The sequence below is a fragment of the Streptomyces sp. NPDC017943 genome, assembly GCF_044328425.1.
Lineage (GTDB): Bacteria > Actinomycetota > Actinomycetes > Streptomycetales > Streptomycetaceae > Streptomyces > Streptomyces djakartensis_A.
This window is the reverse complement of the sequence record NZ_JBIRHH010000004.1, coordinates 429,336-443,674: the sequence shown is the minus strand read 5'-3', so window position 1 is coordinate 443,674 and position 14,339 is coordinate 429,336. Positions and strand designations below refer to the sequence as shown.

Genomic DNA, 14,339 nt, shown 5'->3' with positions numbered 1-14,339 from the left:
GGCACCCCGGCAGTGCTTTCGTGTGACGATCGTAGGCCCGTGTGGACGGCTCGAATGCCAGGACGGTGGTAGTGTGCGCGCCTCTGTGATCCAGATCGCCGTGGATGAGGGCGAATCGGTCGAATCGCGCCGCCGGCGGGCCGCCGCGATGGTGCGCGAACAGGCCGGGAGCGACCTCGTCGTCCTCCCCGAGCTGTGGACCACCGGCGCCTTCGCCTACGACGCGTTCGCGACCGAGGCCGAACCGCTCGAAGGCCCGACCCACGAGGCCATGGCCAAGGCGGCGAGCGACGCGGGCGTCTGGCTGCACGCCGGCTCCATCCCCGAGCGGGACCCCGAGGGCCCCCTCTACAACACCTCCCTCGTCTTCTCGCCCTCCGGCGAGCTGGCCGCCGCCTACCGCAAGATCCACCGCTTCGGCTTCGACAAGGGCGAGGCCGTCCTGATGGGCGCCGGGTCGGAGCTGGTGACGGTCCGTCTGCCCGTCACCACCCTGGGCCTGTCGACCTGTTACGACCTCCGCTTCCCCGAACTCTTCCGCGGTCTCGTCGACGCCGGCGCCGAGACGCTCGTGGTGGCGGCGGGCTGGCCGGAGCGCCGCCGGTCCCACTGGACGCTGCTCGCGCAGGCACGGGCGGTGGAGAACCAGGCGTTCGTCGTCGCGTGCGCAACGGCCGGGACCCACGCCGGAGTTCCCCAGGCCGGTCACTCGATCGTGGTGGACCCGTGGGGCGAGGTCCTGGCCGAGGCCGGGGCCGGCGAGGAGGTCCTGACGGTGGAGTTCGACCCGGGCAAGGTCGCCGCCACCCGGGAGCAGTTCCCCGCGCTGAAGGACCGGCTGCTCGGCCTGGAGCCCCCGCGCCGGCGGCCGTGACGGCCCCGGCCGGCAGCGGGCTCAGTCCTCGCGCTCCTTCTCCGCCAGGTGGATCACGCACACCGCCACCGCGATGAGCAGGGCGGGATCCGCGTCCTCCCTGATGACGTCCACCCCGTAGGTGTCCCGCAGGGTCAGCCACCGGCGGGAGACCACCGCCAGCAGCTCCCCGTCGTACTCGACGGCGAACTCCCGGTCGAGGATCTTGCCGCTGACGTCCAGCTCGTTGCCGTCGGCCAGGGACACGCGGTAGTGGTTGCGCAGCAGGGACAGGCGCTTGCGGCGGATCGTCGCCAGCGGCTCCCCGGCCCGCTGGAGCACCATCGTGTCGCGCAGGGCGAGCATCTTCTGGTGGATGTCGACCAGGACGGTGCCCTGGGCGTCCTTCAGCTCCCAGGTGTCCCGCAGCCGCAGGGCCTTGCCGTCGACGAGGAACACCTTGGAGCCGTGCTCGTCCTCGATCCAGTAGTCGTCGCCGAAGCCGAGGAGCCGGTCGTACACGAGGAATCTCATGACACGAGGGCTTCCCCGTCGCCGCCCGGGCGACGCGGCCGCTAGGCCGACGGGCTGAGCCGGGCGGGCCGCGCCGGCCGGAGTGGCAAGCTGGACACATGGCCGATCCCGCACCCGCGCCCGTCCGCCGCCGGGCCCGCGTCCGCGCCCCCGAGCTCACCGGTGCGGGCGGCTGGATCAACACGGGCGGGCGGCGGTACAGCCTCGCCGAACTGCGCGGACGCATCGTCCTGCTCGACTTCTGGACCTCCTGCTGCATCAACTGCCTGCACGTCGTCGACGAGCTGCGGGAACTGGAGGACCGCCACCGGGACACCGTCGTCGTCATCGGGGTGCACTCGCCGAAGTTCCCGCACGAGGCCGAGCACCGCACGGTCGTGGACGCGGTGGAGCGCTACGGGGTGAGGCACCCGGTGCTCGACGACCCGGAGCTGACCACCTGGACGCAGTACGCCGTGCGGGCCTGGCCGACGCTGGTGGTGGTCGACCCCGAGGGGTACGTGGTCGCCCAGCACGCCGGGGAAGGGCACGTGCGCGCCATCGAGCGGCTGGTGGGGGAGCTGGAGGCGGAGCACGCGGCGAAGGGCACGCTCCGGCGCGGCGGCGTCCCGTACGTGGCACCGCCGCAGCGGCCCACGGCGCTGCGCTTCCCCGGCAAGGCACTCCTGCTGCCGGGCGGGAACCTCCTGGTGAGCGACACCGCCCGGCACCGGCTGGTGGAGCTGGCCGGGGACGGCGAGAGCGTGGTGCGCCGGTTCGGGACCGGTGCGCGGGGGTTCCGGGACGGCGGGGCGCAGGAGGCCGCGTTCGACGAGCCGCAGGGGCTCGCCCTGCTCGGCGACGGATCCGTGGCGGTCGCCGACACCGTCAACCACGCCCTGCGGCGGCTGGACCTCGCCAGCGGTGAGGTCACCACCCTCGCGGGCACCGGTCGGCAGTGGTGGCGGGGGGCACCGGTCTCGGGCCCGGCCCGGGAGGTGGACCTGTCCTCGCCCTGGGACGTCGCCCTGTGGCGGGGCCGCCTGTGGATCGCCATGGCCGGGGTGCACCAGCTGTGGGTGTACGACCCGGAGGACGGCACGGTCGCCGTCGCGGCCGGGACGAGGGAGGAGGGGCTGGTCGACGGGCCGGGCAGCCGGGCCCTGTTCGCGCAGCCGTCGGGACTGGCCGCCGCACCCGGGCGGCTGTGGGTGGCGGACGCCGAGACCTCGGCCCTGCGGTGGGTGGATCCGGACGGCTCCGTGCACACCGCCGTCGGCGCCGGCCTGTTCGCCTTCGGGCACCGCGACGGCCCCGCCGGACAGGCCCTGCTCCAGCACCCGTTGGGCGTCACCGCCCTGCCGGACGGCTCGGTGGCGATCGCCGACACCTACAACCACGCCCTGCGGCGCTACGACCCGGTGACGGACGAGGTGACGACCCTCGCCACGGACCTGCGCGAGGCCGGCGCCGCGGTGGTCGTGGGCGAGGAGGTCGTGGTCGTCGAGTCGGCCCGGCACCGGCTGACCCGGCTGCGGCTGCCCCGGGAGGTGACCGAAGCACCCGGCGCGGCCCGTCCTGGACGGCGGGAGGTGGCCGAAGTGGCCGCCGGGCGGCTCCGGTTGGACGTCGTGTTCGAGGTGCCGCCGGGGCAGAGGCCGGACACCGGGAACGGCCCGGCGACCCGGCTGGCCGTCTCGGCGACCCCGCCGGAGCTGCTGCGCGACGGGCAGGGCGCGGGGACGGATCTGTCCCGCACCCTCGCGCTCGACCCCGCCGTGCGGCAGGGCGTGCTGCATGTCTCCGCCCGGGCCGTCTCCTGCGACGACGACCCGGGCACCGCGCACCCCGCCTGCCATGTGCACCGGCGGGACTGGGACGTGCCCGTGCGCCTCGACGGCTCGGGAACGGACCGGTTGTCGCTGGTGCTGACCGGGACGGACACCGCCTGACCGGGTCCGACACCGCCTGAGCGGTTGTGTCAGACGCCGTATCCGCCGTGTTAGCCGTCGCGGCGGGCCGCCGGGTCGTCCACGACCTGAGCCGTGGGGGGCGGCACGACCACGCGCCTGCGCCGGTAAATGCTGCTGAACACCGTGACGCCAATCAGTCCGACGATCATGAAGATGATGCCGACCAGGTCGAGGTTGACCCCCTGCATGTCCCAGTCGGTCGCGAACGTGAGGATGGCTCCCACGGCGATGAGGATGATGCATCCGCCGAGGCCCATGAGTGTCGCCTCCCTGTACGGTCCGGACGTTCCGGTCCCGAACACCGGGTACCCCGGAGGCGAACACCCATGCGGTGAGGGGCCGTTCTACCTCTCCAGGAACGCCGTCAGCGCGTTGGCCAGCAGGAACGGGTCGTCGGCGCCGCAGAGTTCGCGGGCGCTGTGCATCGACAGGATGGCCACGCCGATGTCGACGGTGCGGATGCCGTGCCGGGCGGCGGTGATCGGGCCGATCGTGGTGCCGCAGGGCATGGAGTTGTTGGAGACGAACGACTGGAACGGCACGTCGGCCGCCTCGCAGGCCGCCGTGAACTCGGCGCGGCCCGAACCGTCGGTGGCGTAGCGGTTGTTGACGTTGACCTTGAGGATGGGCCCGCCGTTGACCCGCGGGTGGTGCGTCGGGTCGTGCCGCTCGGCGTAGTTGGGGTGGACGGCGTGGCCGGTGTCGGAGGACAGGCAGACGGTGCCGGCGAACGCGCGGGCCCGGTCCTCGTAGGTGCCGCCGCGGGCGAAGACCGACCGCTCCAGCACGTTGCCGAGGAGGGGCCCGTCGGCGCCGGTGTCGGACTGGGAGCCGTTCTCCTCGTGGTCGAAGGCGGCCAGGACGGGGATGGAGGCGGGCGCGGTCGCGGCCGTGGCCACGGCGGCGAGGGCGGCGGTCCCGGCGTGCACGGACAGCAGATTGTCCATGCGGGGCCCGGCGACGAGTTCGCGGTCGCGGCCGAGATGGGCGGGTGGCTCGACGGAGTGGGTCATGAGGTCCCAGCCGGTGACCTCGCCCGCCGGGATGCCGGCGCTCTCCTCCAGGAAGGCGATGAGGTCGCCGTCGCGCACGTCGTGGCCGAGGCCCCAGACGGGCTGGAGGTGCCGCTGCTTGTCGAGCTTGAGGCCGTCGGCGGTGACCGTGCGGTCCAGGTGGATGGCGAGCTGCGGGACGCGCAGCAGGGGCCGGTCGACGTTCACCAGGCGGGTGGAGCCGTCGCGCAGGGTCAGCCGGCCGGCGAGGCCGAGGTCGCGGTCCAGCCAGGAGTTGAGCAGCGGCCCGCCGTAGATCTCCACGGCGACCTGGCGCCAGCCGTGCGCCCCGCTGTCGGGCCGGGGCTTGACGCGCAGGTTGGGGGAGTCGGTGTGGGCGCCGACGATCCGGAACGGCGTGTGCGGTGCGGCGCCCTCCGGCACGAACCAGGCGACGATCGCGCCGCCGCGCAGCACGTACTTGCCGCCGCTCGTCCCGTCCCAGGCGTCCGTCTCGGCGACCTGCCGGAACCCGGCCTTCTCCAGCCGCTCGGCGGCGTTGGCCACGGCGTGGTACGGCGAGGGGCTCGCCGCGAGGAAGGCCATGAGGTCGTCGGTGTGGCCGCGGTCGAAGGGGCGGGTCGCGCGCGGGGCGCTCGCGGGGGAGGACGGGCGGGCAGGTTGGGTCATGGCTTCACCTTAACGACGGACGAGGGCCTGTTCCCCACGGTGGGGAACAGGCCCTCGTACACGGGACGGGAGCGAGGTCTAGAACGCGGCCTCGTCCAGCTCCATCAGGTCCAGCTCGACGCCCTCGGCGACCTTGCGGGCCAGGGTGACGCCCGGCAGGACGTTGGCGGCGAAGAACTTCGCGGCGGCGATCTTGCCGGTGTAGAAGGCCTTGTCCTTGGCGGTCGCGGTCTCCAGCTTCTCGGCGGCGATCGCGGCGCCCTTGAGCAGCAGGTACCCGACGACGACGTCACCGGAGGCCATCAGCAGGCGGGTGGTGTTGAGCCCGACCTTGTAGATGTTCTTGACGTCCTGCTCGGTGGCGGCGAGGTCGGTGAGCATCAGGCCGACGATGGCCTCCAGCTCGACGGCGGCCTTGGCGAGGTGCTCGCGGGCGCCGGCCAGCTCCTCGCCGCCCGTGCCGAGGGCGAGGAACTTCTTGATGTCCTCGGCCAGGCCGTTCAGCGCGGTGCCCTGGTTGCGGACGATCTTCCGGAAGAAGAAGTCCTGGCCCTGGATCGCCGTGGTGCCCTCGTAGAGGGTGTCGATCTTGGAGTCCCGGATGTACTGCTCGATCGGGTACTCCTGGAGGAAGCCGGAGCCGCCGAAGGTCTGCAGCGACTGGGCGAGCTGCTCGTAGCCCTTCTCGGAGCCGTAGCCCTTGACGATGGGCAGGAGCAGGTCGTTCAGCGCGTGCTCGGCGGTGGCGTCCTCGCCGGTGGCCTCCTTGATCTGGATGGCGTCCTGGATCGAGGCGGTGTACATCACCAGCGCGCGCATGCCCTCGGCGTACGCCTTCTGCGTCATGAGCGAGCGGCGGACGTCCGGGTGGTGGGTGACGGTGACCTTGGGCGCGGTCTTGTCCATGAAGTTCGCGAGGTCGGGGCCCTGGACGCGCTCCTTGGCGTACTCCAGCGCGTTCAGGTAGCCGGTCGACAGCGTGGAGATCGCCTTCGTGCCGACCATCATGCGGGCGAACTCGATGATGCGGAACATCTGGCGGATGCCGTCGTGCTTGTCGCCGATCAGCCAGCCCTTGGCGGGGTGCTTGTCGCCGAAGGTCATCTCGCACGTGTTGGAGGCCTTCAGGCCCATCTTGTGCTCGACGTTGGTGGCGTAGACGCCGTTGCGCTCGCCGAGCTCGCCGGTCTCGAAGTCGAAGAGGTACTTCGGGACGAGGAAGAGGGACAGGCCCTTGGTGCCGGGTCCGGCGCCCTCGGGGCGGGCCAGCACGTAGTGGAGGATGTTCTCCGACATGTCGTGCTCACCGGAGGTGATGAAGCGCTTCACGCCCTCGATGTGCCAGGAGCCGTCCTCCTGCTGCACGGCCTTGGTGCGGCCGGCGCCCACGTCGGAGCCCGCGTCGGGCTCGGTGAGCACCATCGTGGAGCCCCACTGCTTCTCCGTGGCGATCTTGGCTATGTGCTTCTGGACCTCGTTGCCCTCCTCGAAGAGGATGCCGGCGAAGGCGGGGCCCGAGGAGTACATCCACACGGCCGGGTTGGCGCCCAGGATCAGCTCGGCGTAGGCCCAGATCAGGGAGCGGGGCGAGGTGGTGCCGCCGATCTCCTCGGGCAGCCCGAGGCGCCAGTACTCGGAGTCCATGAAGGCCTGGTAGCTCTTCTTGAAGGAGGCCGGGACCGGCGCGGTGTTGGTCTCCGGGTCGAAGACCGGCGGGTTGCGGTCGGCGTCGGCGAAGGACTCGGCCAGCTCGTTCTCGGAGAGGCGGGTCAGCTCCTCCAGGATGCTCTTGGCGGTCTCGACGTCCATCTCCTCGAACGGGCCGGTGCCGTACACCTTGTCGCGCCCGAGTACTTCGAAGAGGTTGAACTCGATGTCGCGGAGATTCGACTTGTAGTGCCCCATGGCGACGGCTCCCGGCTCCGTAGAGAGATCGGCGAGGCACTGGATCCTCGCGCTAGTTCACGTACCAACAAGTAGCTACGATGATGCTACCCGTCAGTAATAAGACGCAACCCCACCCGGTCATCTGTGACAGGTCCCACCGGGACGGTCAAGGGCCCGGCGTACCGGCACCCCCGCGACGCCGCGCTCGGTACGCTTGCGCCCATGTACGGCTACGACCAGACAGCGGGCCCGCAAGCGCAGTACGCCCCTCCGCAGCAGCCGATGTCCGGCGGATACGGGCAGCAGCCGCCGTTGTACCCCGAGCCGTCCCCGCCCTCGCTCACGGACGCGGTGCGCGCCTTCACCACCGGGCAGATGGCCGCCGAGGACTTCCAGCAGGTCTTCGCCACCTCGAAGGTGTACTGCCCGCGCGGTGACAACCCCGGCTTCCTCGCGCTGCACAACACCCAGCAGCCGGTGATCCCCATGTTCAGCACCCTCAAGGAGCTGCGCCGGTACGCGGGCAAGGAGTCCAAGTACTTCGTGATCACCGGTGCCGAGGTGCTGGACCTGCTGCCGACCGGCTACGGGTTCGTCCTCGACATGGAGGGCGAGCACCGCATGGTGTTCGACGCGAAGGCCGTGGAGCAGATGGTGGAGTTCGCGATGCGGCGGATGTACGGCTAGAGGCCGCCGCTGCCGTGCACAGGCCCGGCCGCCGCGCCGGGCGGCCGGGTGTCCGGAGGCCGTCGTCCCGTTCAGGGGTGGCGGCCTTTCGTCGTGCAGGTCCCCCGTGGTTCGCTGCGCCGTCCCCCGGCCGGGAATGCGGTCCCGGGTTCCGTGGTTGGGGGTGGCAGAAAGTTCAACGCTCAACTAAACTGGGCGTACCCGAGGAGGAACCGACATGCCTGCTGTGACCGTCGAGAACCCGCTGACCCTGCCCCGCGTGACCGCGCCCGCCGACGCCGTGGCACGTCCCGTGCTCGCCGTCACGACCGCTCCGAGCGGTTTCGAGGGCGAGGGGTTCCCGGTGCGCCGGGCGTTCGCGGGCATCAACTACCGCTACCTGGACCCGTTCATCATGATGGACCAGATGGGCGAGGTGGAGTACGCGCCGGGCGAGCCCAAGGGCACCCCCTGGCACCCGCACCGCGGCTTCGAGACCGTCACCTACATCATCGACGGGATCTTCGACCACCAGGACTCCAACGGAGGCGGCGGCACGATCACCAACGGGGACACCCAGTGGATGACGGCCGGCTCGGGCCTGCTGCACATCGAGGCCCCTCCGGAGCACCTGGTGATGTCCGGCGGGCTCTTCCACGGCCTGCAGCTGTGGGTGAACCTCCCGGCCAAGGACAAGATGATGGCCCCGCGCTACCAGGACATCCGCGGCGGCTCGGTCCAGCTGCTCACCACCCCCGACGGCGGCGCGCTGCTGCGGGTCATCGCCGGTGAGCTGGACGGCCACCAGGGCCCCGGCATCACCCACACGCCGATCACGATGATCCACGCGACGGTGGCGGCGGGCGCGGAGCTGACCCTGCCGTGGCGCGAGGACTTCAACGGCCTGGCGTACGTCCTGGCCGGGCGCGGCAGCGTCGGCGCGGACCGCCGTCCGGTCCACGCCGGGCAGACCGCCGTCTTCGGCGCGGGCTCCTCGCTGACCGTCCGCGCGGACGCCACGCAGGACTCCCACACCCCGGACCTCGAGGTCGTCCTGCTCGGCGGGCAGCCCATCCGGGAGCCGATGGCCCACTACGGCCCGTTCGTGATGAACACCAAGGACGAGCTCATGCAGGCCTTCGAGGACTTCCAGAAGGGCCGGCTGGGCACGGTCCCCGCGGTGCACGGCATGACCGAGAGCGGCCCCCAGGGCTGACGGGCGTCATGGCGCCTCGGGCTTCTCCCACAGGGTGACGTCCATGGTGACCGACGACAGGCCGTTGTCGTCCTTCTGCCAGCCCAGGACGGTGATCGCCGCCACCCGGTTCTCGTCCGTGAGCACGCAGGCCGTGAGGCCCTTGGCGATGTTCTTCCGGTCGATGGTGAAGCCGAAGTCGGTGGCCGCCGCGCAGCTCTCGGCGGTCGCCGGGCCGTCGACGGTGGCGAGGTCGCCGCTGTCGCCGACCAGGGACCAGCCGTTGCCGCCGGACGGCATCGTGAAGGTGATGTCGGAGACCGCGTCGGCGAAGTCCAGGTCCATGTTGGACGCGGACCGCAGCACCACCTTGCGGTGCTCCCGGACGGCTCCCGCCGCCGGCCCGCCGTCGGCGGCGGGAGTGGCGCGGCCGGACCCGCCGGTGGCCGACGAGCCGGACGCGGGCGGTGCCGAGGTGGCGCCCGCGTCCGCGGCCTGCGGGCCCGGGCCCGCTCCGCCCGCGTCCGGCCCGCCGGTGTCCTTCGCCGCCTCGGGGCCCGAGGAGACGCTCGTCCCCGGCCCGGACCCCGTGCCGCCGGAGCCGTCCTGACCGGCGAGCAGCTGGTACCCGACCACGCCACCGGCCGCCACCACGGCCAGGGCCACCACGGCGGTGGCGGGGCCCTTGTAGGAGAGACGTCCGAGCTTGACGTGCGTGGAGGGGTCGCGCCGCCCGCCCTCGTACGACATCGAGAAGGAGGAACTCCTGCCCCGTTCCTCACGGGATGCGGACTTGCCCATGCGATTTCCTTGCCTGCGGTCGGAAGCGGCCAGGGCACACATCGTGCAGGTGGTGTGAAGGGCGTCGTCGTCACTCACCCGGTGGTCACACGAAAGGGTGTATCGGCGTCACTGGGTTGACGCCGGGGGGATCGTCACGGCGTCCACGCGCCCTCGCCCGAGCCGTTCACCGACTCGTAGAGCTCGAACCAGATGCTCTTGCCCTCGCCCCGCGGCTCCACCCCCCAGGCGTGCGCGAGCAGTTCGATCAGGACCAGGCCGCGGCCGGAGGACGCCAGTTCGCCCGGCCTGCGCTTGTGCGGCAGGTCGTCGCCGGCGTCCGTCACCTCGACGCGCAGCCGCCGCTCCCCCACGGCGCCGGTCAACTCCACGACCAGCAGCGCGTCGGAGTCCGTGTGCACCAGGACGTTCGTCAGCAGCTCCGACAGCAGCAGCACCGCCGAGTCCATCTGGTCCGGCGAGGACCAGTCGTGCAGCAGCTCCCGCAGCTGCTGCCGGGCGACCGCGACCCGCTCCGGTTCCGCCTGCGCCACCGTCAGCACCGAGCGCCGCACCGGCGGCGTCGCCGCCCGGGTGTCCCCGCAGCCGCAGCCCCCGCCCTCCCGGCTCAGCAGCAGCATGGCGATGTCGTCCTCGCGGCGGTCGGCCAGCGGGCCGATGGTGTGGTGCGAGGACGGCCCGTGCACGGCCTGCACCAGGGTGTCGGCCAGCTCCTCCAGGTCCCCCGTGTGCTCCTCCAGGATCGCCCGCAGCCGCCGCCAGCCGGTGTCCAGGTCGTGGCCGCCGGTCTCGATCAGGCCGTCCGTGCAGATCAGCATGGTCTCGCCGGGCTCCAGCACCAGCCGGGTCGTCGGGTAGTCGGCGTCCGGGTCGATGCCCAGCGGCAGCCCGCCCGAGGTCGGCCGGGTCAGCACCGTGCCGTCGGCCATCCGGATCGCCGGGTCCGGATGGCCCGCCCGGGCGATGTCCAGCACCCCCGACGACGGATCGACCTCGACGTAGACACAGGTCGCGAAGCGCGGGTCGTACGGGTCCTCGTCGCTGATGCCGTGCAGGAAGCGGGAGGCCCGGGACAGCACGGCGTCGGGGCGGTGCCCCTCGGAGGCGTAGGCGCGCAGGGCGATGCGCAGCTGCCCCATCAGGCCCGCCGCCCGGACGTCATGGCCCTGGACGTCCCCGATGACCAGCGCGAAGCGTCCGCTGGGCAGCGGGATCACGTCGTACCAGTCACCGCCCACCTGGAGGCCGCCGCCGGTGGGCACGTAACGGGCGGCGACGCTCATGCCCGGGATGCGCTGAGGTCCCAGCCTCGGCAGCATCGTGCGCTGGAGCCCGTCGGTCAGCGCCCGCTCGCTCTCCGCCAGCCCGGCCCGGGTCAGCGCCTGCGCCAGCATCCGCGCCACGGTCGCCAGCACGGACCGCTCGTCCGGCGTGAAGGCGACCGGATAGGCGAAGGCCGCCATCCACGCGCCCATCGTGCGGCCGGCCACGGTCAGCGGCAGGAACGCCCAGGAGCGGCGCCCGAACCGCTCGGCGAGCGGCCACGTCAGGGGGTAGCGGGCCTTGTACTCCTGGGCCGACGACAGGTACACCGCCCGGCCCGTGCGCACCACCTCCGCGGCCGGGTAGTCCGTGTCCAGCGGCATGTCCGAGAACGGGTTCTCGGTGCCCCGCTGCTGGCCGTGGTGGCCGATGACCGTCAGCCGGTCGCCCTCCACCCCGAACACCGCCAGCCCGTCCGGTGAGAAGCCCGGCATCGACAAATTGGCCGTGACCCGCAGGACCTCCTGGGTGGAGCGCGCCTCCGCCAGCGCCCGGCCCGCGTCCAGCAGGAAGGCCTCCCGCGAGCGCCGCCAGTCGCCGGTGACCGCGCTGCGCCCCGCTGGGGTGCCCGGCGTCGGCTCGGTGACCTCCTGGAGGGTGCCGATCAGCAGGTACGCCTTGCGGGCGCGGTCGAAGGTCGGCTTGGAGCGGCTGCGCACGACCCGGACCACCTGCCCCTGCTCGTCCATGATCCGGATGCGGACCTCGGCGAGGGTGGCCTCGGCGACGGCCAGCTGGACCACGCCGGTGATCTCGTTCCAGTCCACCGGGTGCAGCCGGGCCCGGGCCTGGGCCTCGGTGAGCGTGACCTGCTCGGCGGGCAGCCCGAGCAGCCGTGCCGCCTCGGCGTCGACCGTGACCAGCCCGGTGGCGGTGTCCCATTGCCACAGACCGGTCGCGAGGGCGGCCAGTGCCTCCCCCACGGCGGGCAGGGGCTCGCCAGTGCGCATTGCCCCACTTTAAGAAGAGGCGCTCGAAGACTGCCACCGAAGGCGGACCCGTGCGCGATGCACAACGGGGGAGAGCCGATCTTCACCTGCCCGGTACGCTGGGGACCAGTTTCACGTGAAACACAGACCCCGATCAGCGAAGACTGGATGAACGACGATGCATCGGTACAGGTCCCACACCTGCGGCGAGCTCCGCGCCTCTGACGTCGGCACCGACGTCCGGCTGAGTGGCTGGCTGCACAATCGGCGCGACCTGGGCGGCATCCTCTTCATCGATCTGCGCGATCACTACGGCATCACGCAGCTCGTGGCCCGTCCCGGCACCCCCGCCTACGAGGCCCTCGACAAGCTCTCCAAGGAGTCGACCGTCCGTGTGGACGGCAAGGTCGTCTCCCGCGGTGCCGAGAACATCAACCCCGAGCTGCCGACCGGTGAGGTCGAGGTCGAGGTCGGTGAGGTCGAGCTGCTCGGTGCGGCGGCCCCGCTGCCGTTCACGATCAACACCGAGGACGGCGTCAACGAGGAGCGGCGCCTGGAGTACCGCTTCCTCGACCTGCGGCGCGAGCGCATGCACAAGAACATCATGCTGCGGTCGTCGGTGATCGCCTCGATCCGCTCGAAGATGGTCGCCCTCGGGTTCAACGAGATGGCGACGCCGATCCTGTCCGCGACCTCCCCCGAGGGCGCCCGCGACTTCGTCGTCCCCTCCCGGCTGAACCCGGGCAAGTTCTACGCCCTGCCCCAGGCTCCGCAGCAGTTCAAGCAGCTGCTGATGATCTCGGGCTTCGACCGGTACTTCCAGATCGCGCCCTGCTTCCGTGACGAGGACGCCCGCGCCGACCGTTCGCCGGGCGAGTTCTACCAGCTCGACATCGAGATGAGCTTCGTCGAGCAGGAGGACGTCTTCCAGCCCGTCGAGAAGCTGATGACCGAGCTCTTCGAGGAGTTCGGCGGCGGCCGTCACGTCACCTCGCCGTTCCCGCGGATCCCGTTCCGCGAGGCGATGCTGAAGTACGGCTCCGACAAGCCCGACCTGCGCGCCCAGCTCGAACTCGTCGACATCACCGACATCTTCGAGGGCTCGGAGTTCAAGGCGTTCGCCGGCAAGCACGTCCGCGCCCTGCCGGTGCCGGACGTCTCCGGCCAGCCGCGCAAGTTCTTCGACCAGCTCGGCGACTACGCCGTCTCGCAGGGCGCCAAGGGCCTGGCCTGGGTCCGTGTCGCCGAGGACGGCTTGCTGACCGGTCCGATCGCGAAGTTCCTCACCGAGGACAACGTCGCGGAGCTCACCAAGCGGCTCTCGCTGGCCGCCGGTCACGCGGTGTTCTTCGGCGCGGGCGAGTTCGACGAGGTCTCCAAGATCATGGGCGCGGTCCGGGTCGAGGCCGCCAAGCGCGCCGGGCAGTTCGAGGACGGCGTCTTCCGGTTCTGCTGGATCGTCGACTTCCCGATGTACGAGAAGGACGAGGAGACCGGCGCGATCGACTTCTCGCACAACCCCTTCTCGATGCCGCAGGGTGGTCTGGAAGCCCTCCGGACCCAGGACCCGCTGGACATCCTGGGCTGGCAGTACGACATCGTCTGCAACGGCGTCGAGCTGTCCTCCGGCGCGATCCGGAACCACGAGCCGGAGATCATGCTGAAGGCGTTCGAGATCGCCGGCTACGACCGGGAGACCGTCGAGGAGAAGTTCGCCGGCATGCTGCGCGCCTTCCGCTTCGGCGCCCCGCCGCACGGCGGCATCGCGCCGGGCGTCGACCGCATCGTCATGCTCCTCGCGGACGAGCCCAACATCCGCGAGACGATCGCCTTCCCGCTCAACGGCAACGCCCAGGACCTGATGATGGGCGCGCCGACGGAGCTGGAGGAGGCCCGGCTGAAGGAACTGCACCTGTCGGTGCGGAAGCCGCAGCCGAAGTAGCCCGCGGAGCACCAGCACGCCGAGCAGCGCAGCGGCCCGGAACCGGAAACGGTCCCGGGCCGCTGTGCTGTCCGCGCCCCGCGCTCACTCCGCGGAGAAGACCTCGTGCGCACCGACGGCGGTCAGCGACCGGTCGAACCATCGGGTGAGGGTGTCGAGGTCGGTGCAGGTGGTGATGCGTGCGCGGTCGTCGGGGGTGAGGGGGACGCCTCGCTTCTGGAGCACGCGGAGGATGAGCTCGGCCTGATTCTCGGCTTTGGCTTCCGCCTTCCCGTCGGCTTTGCCTTCGAGGTAGGTCTGCTCGAAGAGGGTTCCCCTGCCCGGGAAGTAGGTGGCGACCATGCTCGGCTCAGTCTTCGGCGTCGGCGAAGAGGTCGGCCGCCGACGCGGCCGTGAGGGACCGGTCGAACCATCGGGTGAGGGTGTCGAGGTCGGTGCAGGTGGTGATGCGTGCGCGGTCGTCGGGGGTGAGGGGGATTCCTCGCTTCTGGAGCACGCGGAGGATGAGCTCGGCCTGATTCTCGGCTTTGGCTTCCGCCTTCCCGTCGGCTTTGCCTTCGAGGTAGGTCTGCTCG

Annotated in this window: 12 protein-coding genes and 1 pseudogene; 5 read left to right on the top strand and 8 right to left on the bottom strand. The window is 71.5% G+C overall.

The window, feature by feature from the left end:
- The first annotated feature begins 73 nt into the window (after positions 1 to 73).
- Positions 74 to 874, top strand: coding sequence for a carbon-nitrogen family hydrolase (locus ACH4C6_RS15605; protein WP_398109109.1), 801 nt, complete (start codon positions 74 to 76; stop codon positions 872 to 874).
- 21 nt (positions 875 to 895) lie between these two features.
- Here the strand turns inward: ACH4C6_RS15605 and ACH4C6_RS15600 are convergent, their stop codons facing one another.
- The gene (locus ACH4C6_RS15600) at positions 896 to 1,387 is read right to left on the bottom strand and encodes an LURP-one-related/scramblase family protein (protein ID WP_398109108.1); all 492 of its coding nucleotides are present in this window, start codon (positions 1,385 to 1,387) and stop codon (positions 896 to 898) included.
- Positions 1,388 to 1,485: 98 nt separating this feature from the next.
- Here ACH4C6_RS15600 and ACH4C6_RS15595 point away from each other — a divergent pair, with 98 nt between their 5' ends.
- On the top strand, positions 1,486 to 3,318 hold the full coding sequence (locus tag ACH4C6_RS15595; protein WP_398109107.1) for an NHL domain-containing thioredoxin family protein: 1,833 nt from the start codon (positions 1,486 to 1,488) through the stop codon (positions 3,316 to 3,318).
- A gap of 50 nt (positions 3,319 to 3,368) precedes the next feature.
- On the opposite strand, the gene ACH4C6_RS15590 is transcribed toward ACH4C6_RS15595, so the two are convergent.
- From ACH4C6_RS15590 to ACH4C6_RS15580, 3 genes are all read right to left on the bottom strand, one after another.
- Positions 3,369 to 3,596, bottom strand: coding sequence for a DUF6458 family protein (locus tag ACH4C6_RS15590; RefSeq protein ID WP_398109106.1), 228 nt, complete (start codon positions 3,594 to 3,596; stop codon positions 3,369 to 3,371).
- An 87-nt stretch (positions 3,597 to 3,683) separates the two neighbouring features.
- On the bottom strand, positions 3,684 to 5,021 hold the full coding sequence (locus ACH4C6_RS15585) for a M18 family aminopeptidase (protein ID WP_398109105.1): 1,338 nt from the start codon (positions 5,019 to 5,021) through the stop codon (positions 3,684 to 3,686).
- Between the two features lie 78 nt (positions 5,022 to 5,099).
- Positions 5,100 to 6,926 carry an acyl-CoA dehydrogenase gene (locus ACH4C6_RS15580; protein ID WP_398109104.1) on the bottom strand — a complete coding sequence of 609 codons (1,827 nt, stop codon included), beginning with the start codon at positions 6,924 to 6,926 and terminating at the stop codon, positions 5,100 to 5,102.
- 204 nt (positions 6,927 to 7,130) lie between these two features.
- On the opposite strand from ACH4C6_RS15580, the gene ACH4C6_RS15575 reads away from it, so the two are divergent.
- Both ACH4C6_RS15575 and ACH4C6_RS15570 read left to right on the top strand, forming a co-directional pair.
- The gene (locus tag ACH4C6_RS15575) at positions 7,131 to 7,595 is read left to right on the top strand and encodes an SseB family protein (RefSeq protein WP_030245078.1); all 465 of its coding nucleotides are present in this window, start codon (positions 7,131 to 7,133) and stop codon (positions 7,593 to 7,595) included.
- 217 nt (positions 7,596 to 7,812) lie between these two features.
- Positions 7,813 to 8,790: a pirin family protein gene (locus ACH4C6_RS15570; RefSeq protein WP_398109103.1), complete on the top strand. Its 978-nt coding sequence runs from the start codon at positions 7,813 to 7,815 to the stop codon at positions 8,788 to 8,790.
- Positions 8,791 to 8,796: 6 nt separating this feature from the next.
- Here ACH4C6_RS15570 and ACH4C6_RS15565 read toward each other — a convergent pair whose 3' ends face one another.
- On the bottom strand, positions 8,797 to 9,570 hold the full coding sequence (locus tag ACH4C6_RS15565; RefSeq protein WP_398109102.1) for a hypothetical protein: 774 nt from the start codon (positions 9,568 to 9,570) through the stop codon (positions 8,797 to 8,799).
- A gap of 134 nt (positions 9,571 to 9,704) precedes the next feature.
- A complete protein-coding gene (locus ACH4C6_RS15560) occupies positions 9,705 to 11,843 on the bottom strand; it encodes a SpoIIE family protein phosphatase (protein ID WP_398109101.1) in 2,139 nt (712 codons plus the stop codon).
- A gap of 157 nt (positions 11,844 to 12,000) precedes the next feature.
- Between ACH4C6_RS15560 and aspS the strand changes: the two genes are divergently transcribed.
- Positions 12,001 to 13,764 carry an aspartate--tRNA ligase gene (gene aspS, locus ACH4C6_RS15555; RefSeq protein WP_398109100.1) on the top strand — a complete coding sequence of 588 codons (1,764 nt, stop codon included), beginning with the start codon at positions 12,001 to 12,003 and terminating at the stop codon, positions 13,762 to 13,764.
- A gap of 84 nt (positions 13,765 to 13,848) precedes the next feature.
- Here aspS and ACH4C6_RS15550 read toward each other — a convergent pair whose 3' ends face one another.
- Together ACH4C6_RS15550 and ACH4C6_RS15545 are read right to left on the bottom strand one after the other, a co-directional pair.
- Positions 13,849 to 14,106 carry a hypothetical protein gene (locus ACH4C6_RS15550; protein WP_398109099.1) on the bottom strand — a complete coding sequence of 86 codons (258 nt, stop codon included), beginning with the start codon at positions 14,104 to 14,106 and terminating at the stop codon, positions 13,849 to 13,851.
- 7 nt (positions 14,107 to 14,113) lie between these two features.
- A pseudogene (locus tag ACH4C6_RS15545) lies at positions 14,114 to 14,339 on the bottom strand (hypothetical protein); the annotation flags it as partial.

Excerpts from the sequence above, each read along its gene's own strand:
- ACH4C6_RS15590 (WP_398109106.1), bottom strand. The coding sequence starts at position 3,596 with ATGGGCCTCGGCGGATGCATCATCCTCATCGCCGTGGGAGCCATCCTC.
- ACH4C6_RS15585 (WP_398109105.1), bottom strand. The coding sequence starts at position 5,021 with ATGACCCAACCTGCCCGCCCGTCCTCCCCCGCGAGCGCCCCGCGCGCG.
- ACH4C6_RS15570 (WP_398109103.1), top strand. The coding sequence starts at position 7,813 with ATGCCTGCTGTGACCGTCGAGAACCCGCTGACCCTGCCCCGCGTGACC.
- ACH4C6_RS15595 (WP_398109107.1), top strand. The coding sequence starts at position 1,486 with ATGGCCGATCCCGCACCCGCGCCCGTCCGCCGCCGGGCCCGCGTCCGC.
- ACH4C6_RS15600 (WP_398109108.1), bottom strand. The coding sequence starts at position 1,387 with ATGAGATTCCTCGTGTACGACCGGCTCCTCGGCTTCGGCGACGACTAC.
- ACH4C6_RS15580 (WP_398109104.1), bottom strand. The coding sequence starts at position 6,926 with ATGGGGCACTACAAGTCGAATCTCCGCGACATCGAGTTCAACCTCTTC.
- ACH4C6_RS15550 (WP_398109099.1), bottom strand. The coding sequence starts at position 14,106 with ATGGTCGCCACCTACTTCCCGGGCAGGGGAACCCTCTTCGAGCAGACC.
- ACH4C6_RS15565 (WP_398109102.1), bottom strand. The coding sequence starts at position 9,570 with ATGGGCAAGTCCGCATCCCGTGAGGAACGGGGCAGGAGTTCCTCCTTC.
- aspS (WP_398109100.1), top strand. The coding sequence starts at position 12,001 with ATGCATCGGTACAGGTCCCACACCTGCGGCGAGCTCCGCGCCTCTGAC.
- ACH4C6_RS15575 (WP_030245078.1), top strand. The coding sequence starts at position 7,131 with ATGTACGGCTACGACCAGACAGCGGGCCCGCAAGCGCAGTACGCCCCT.
- ACH4C6_RS15560 (WP_398109101.1), bottom strand. The coding sequence starts at position 11,843 with ATGCGCACTGGCGAGCCCCTGCCCGCCGTGGGGGAGGCACTGGCCGCC.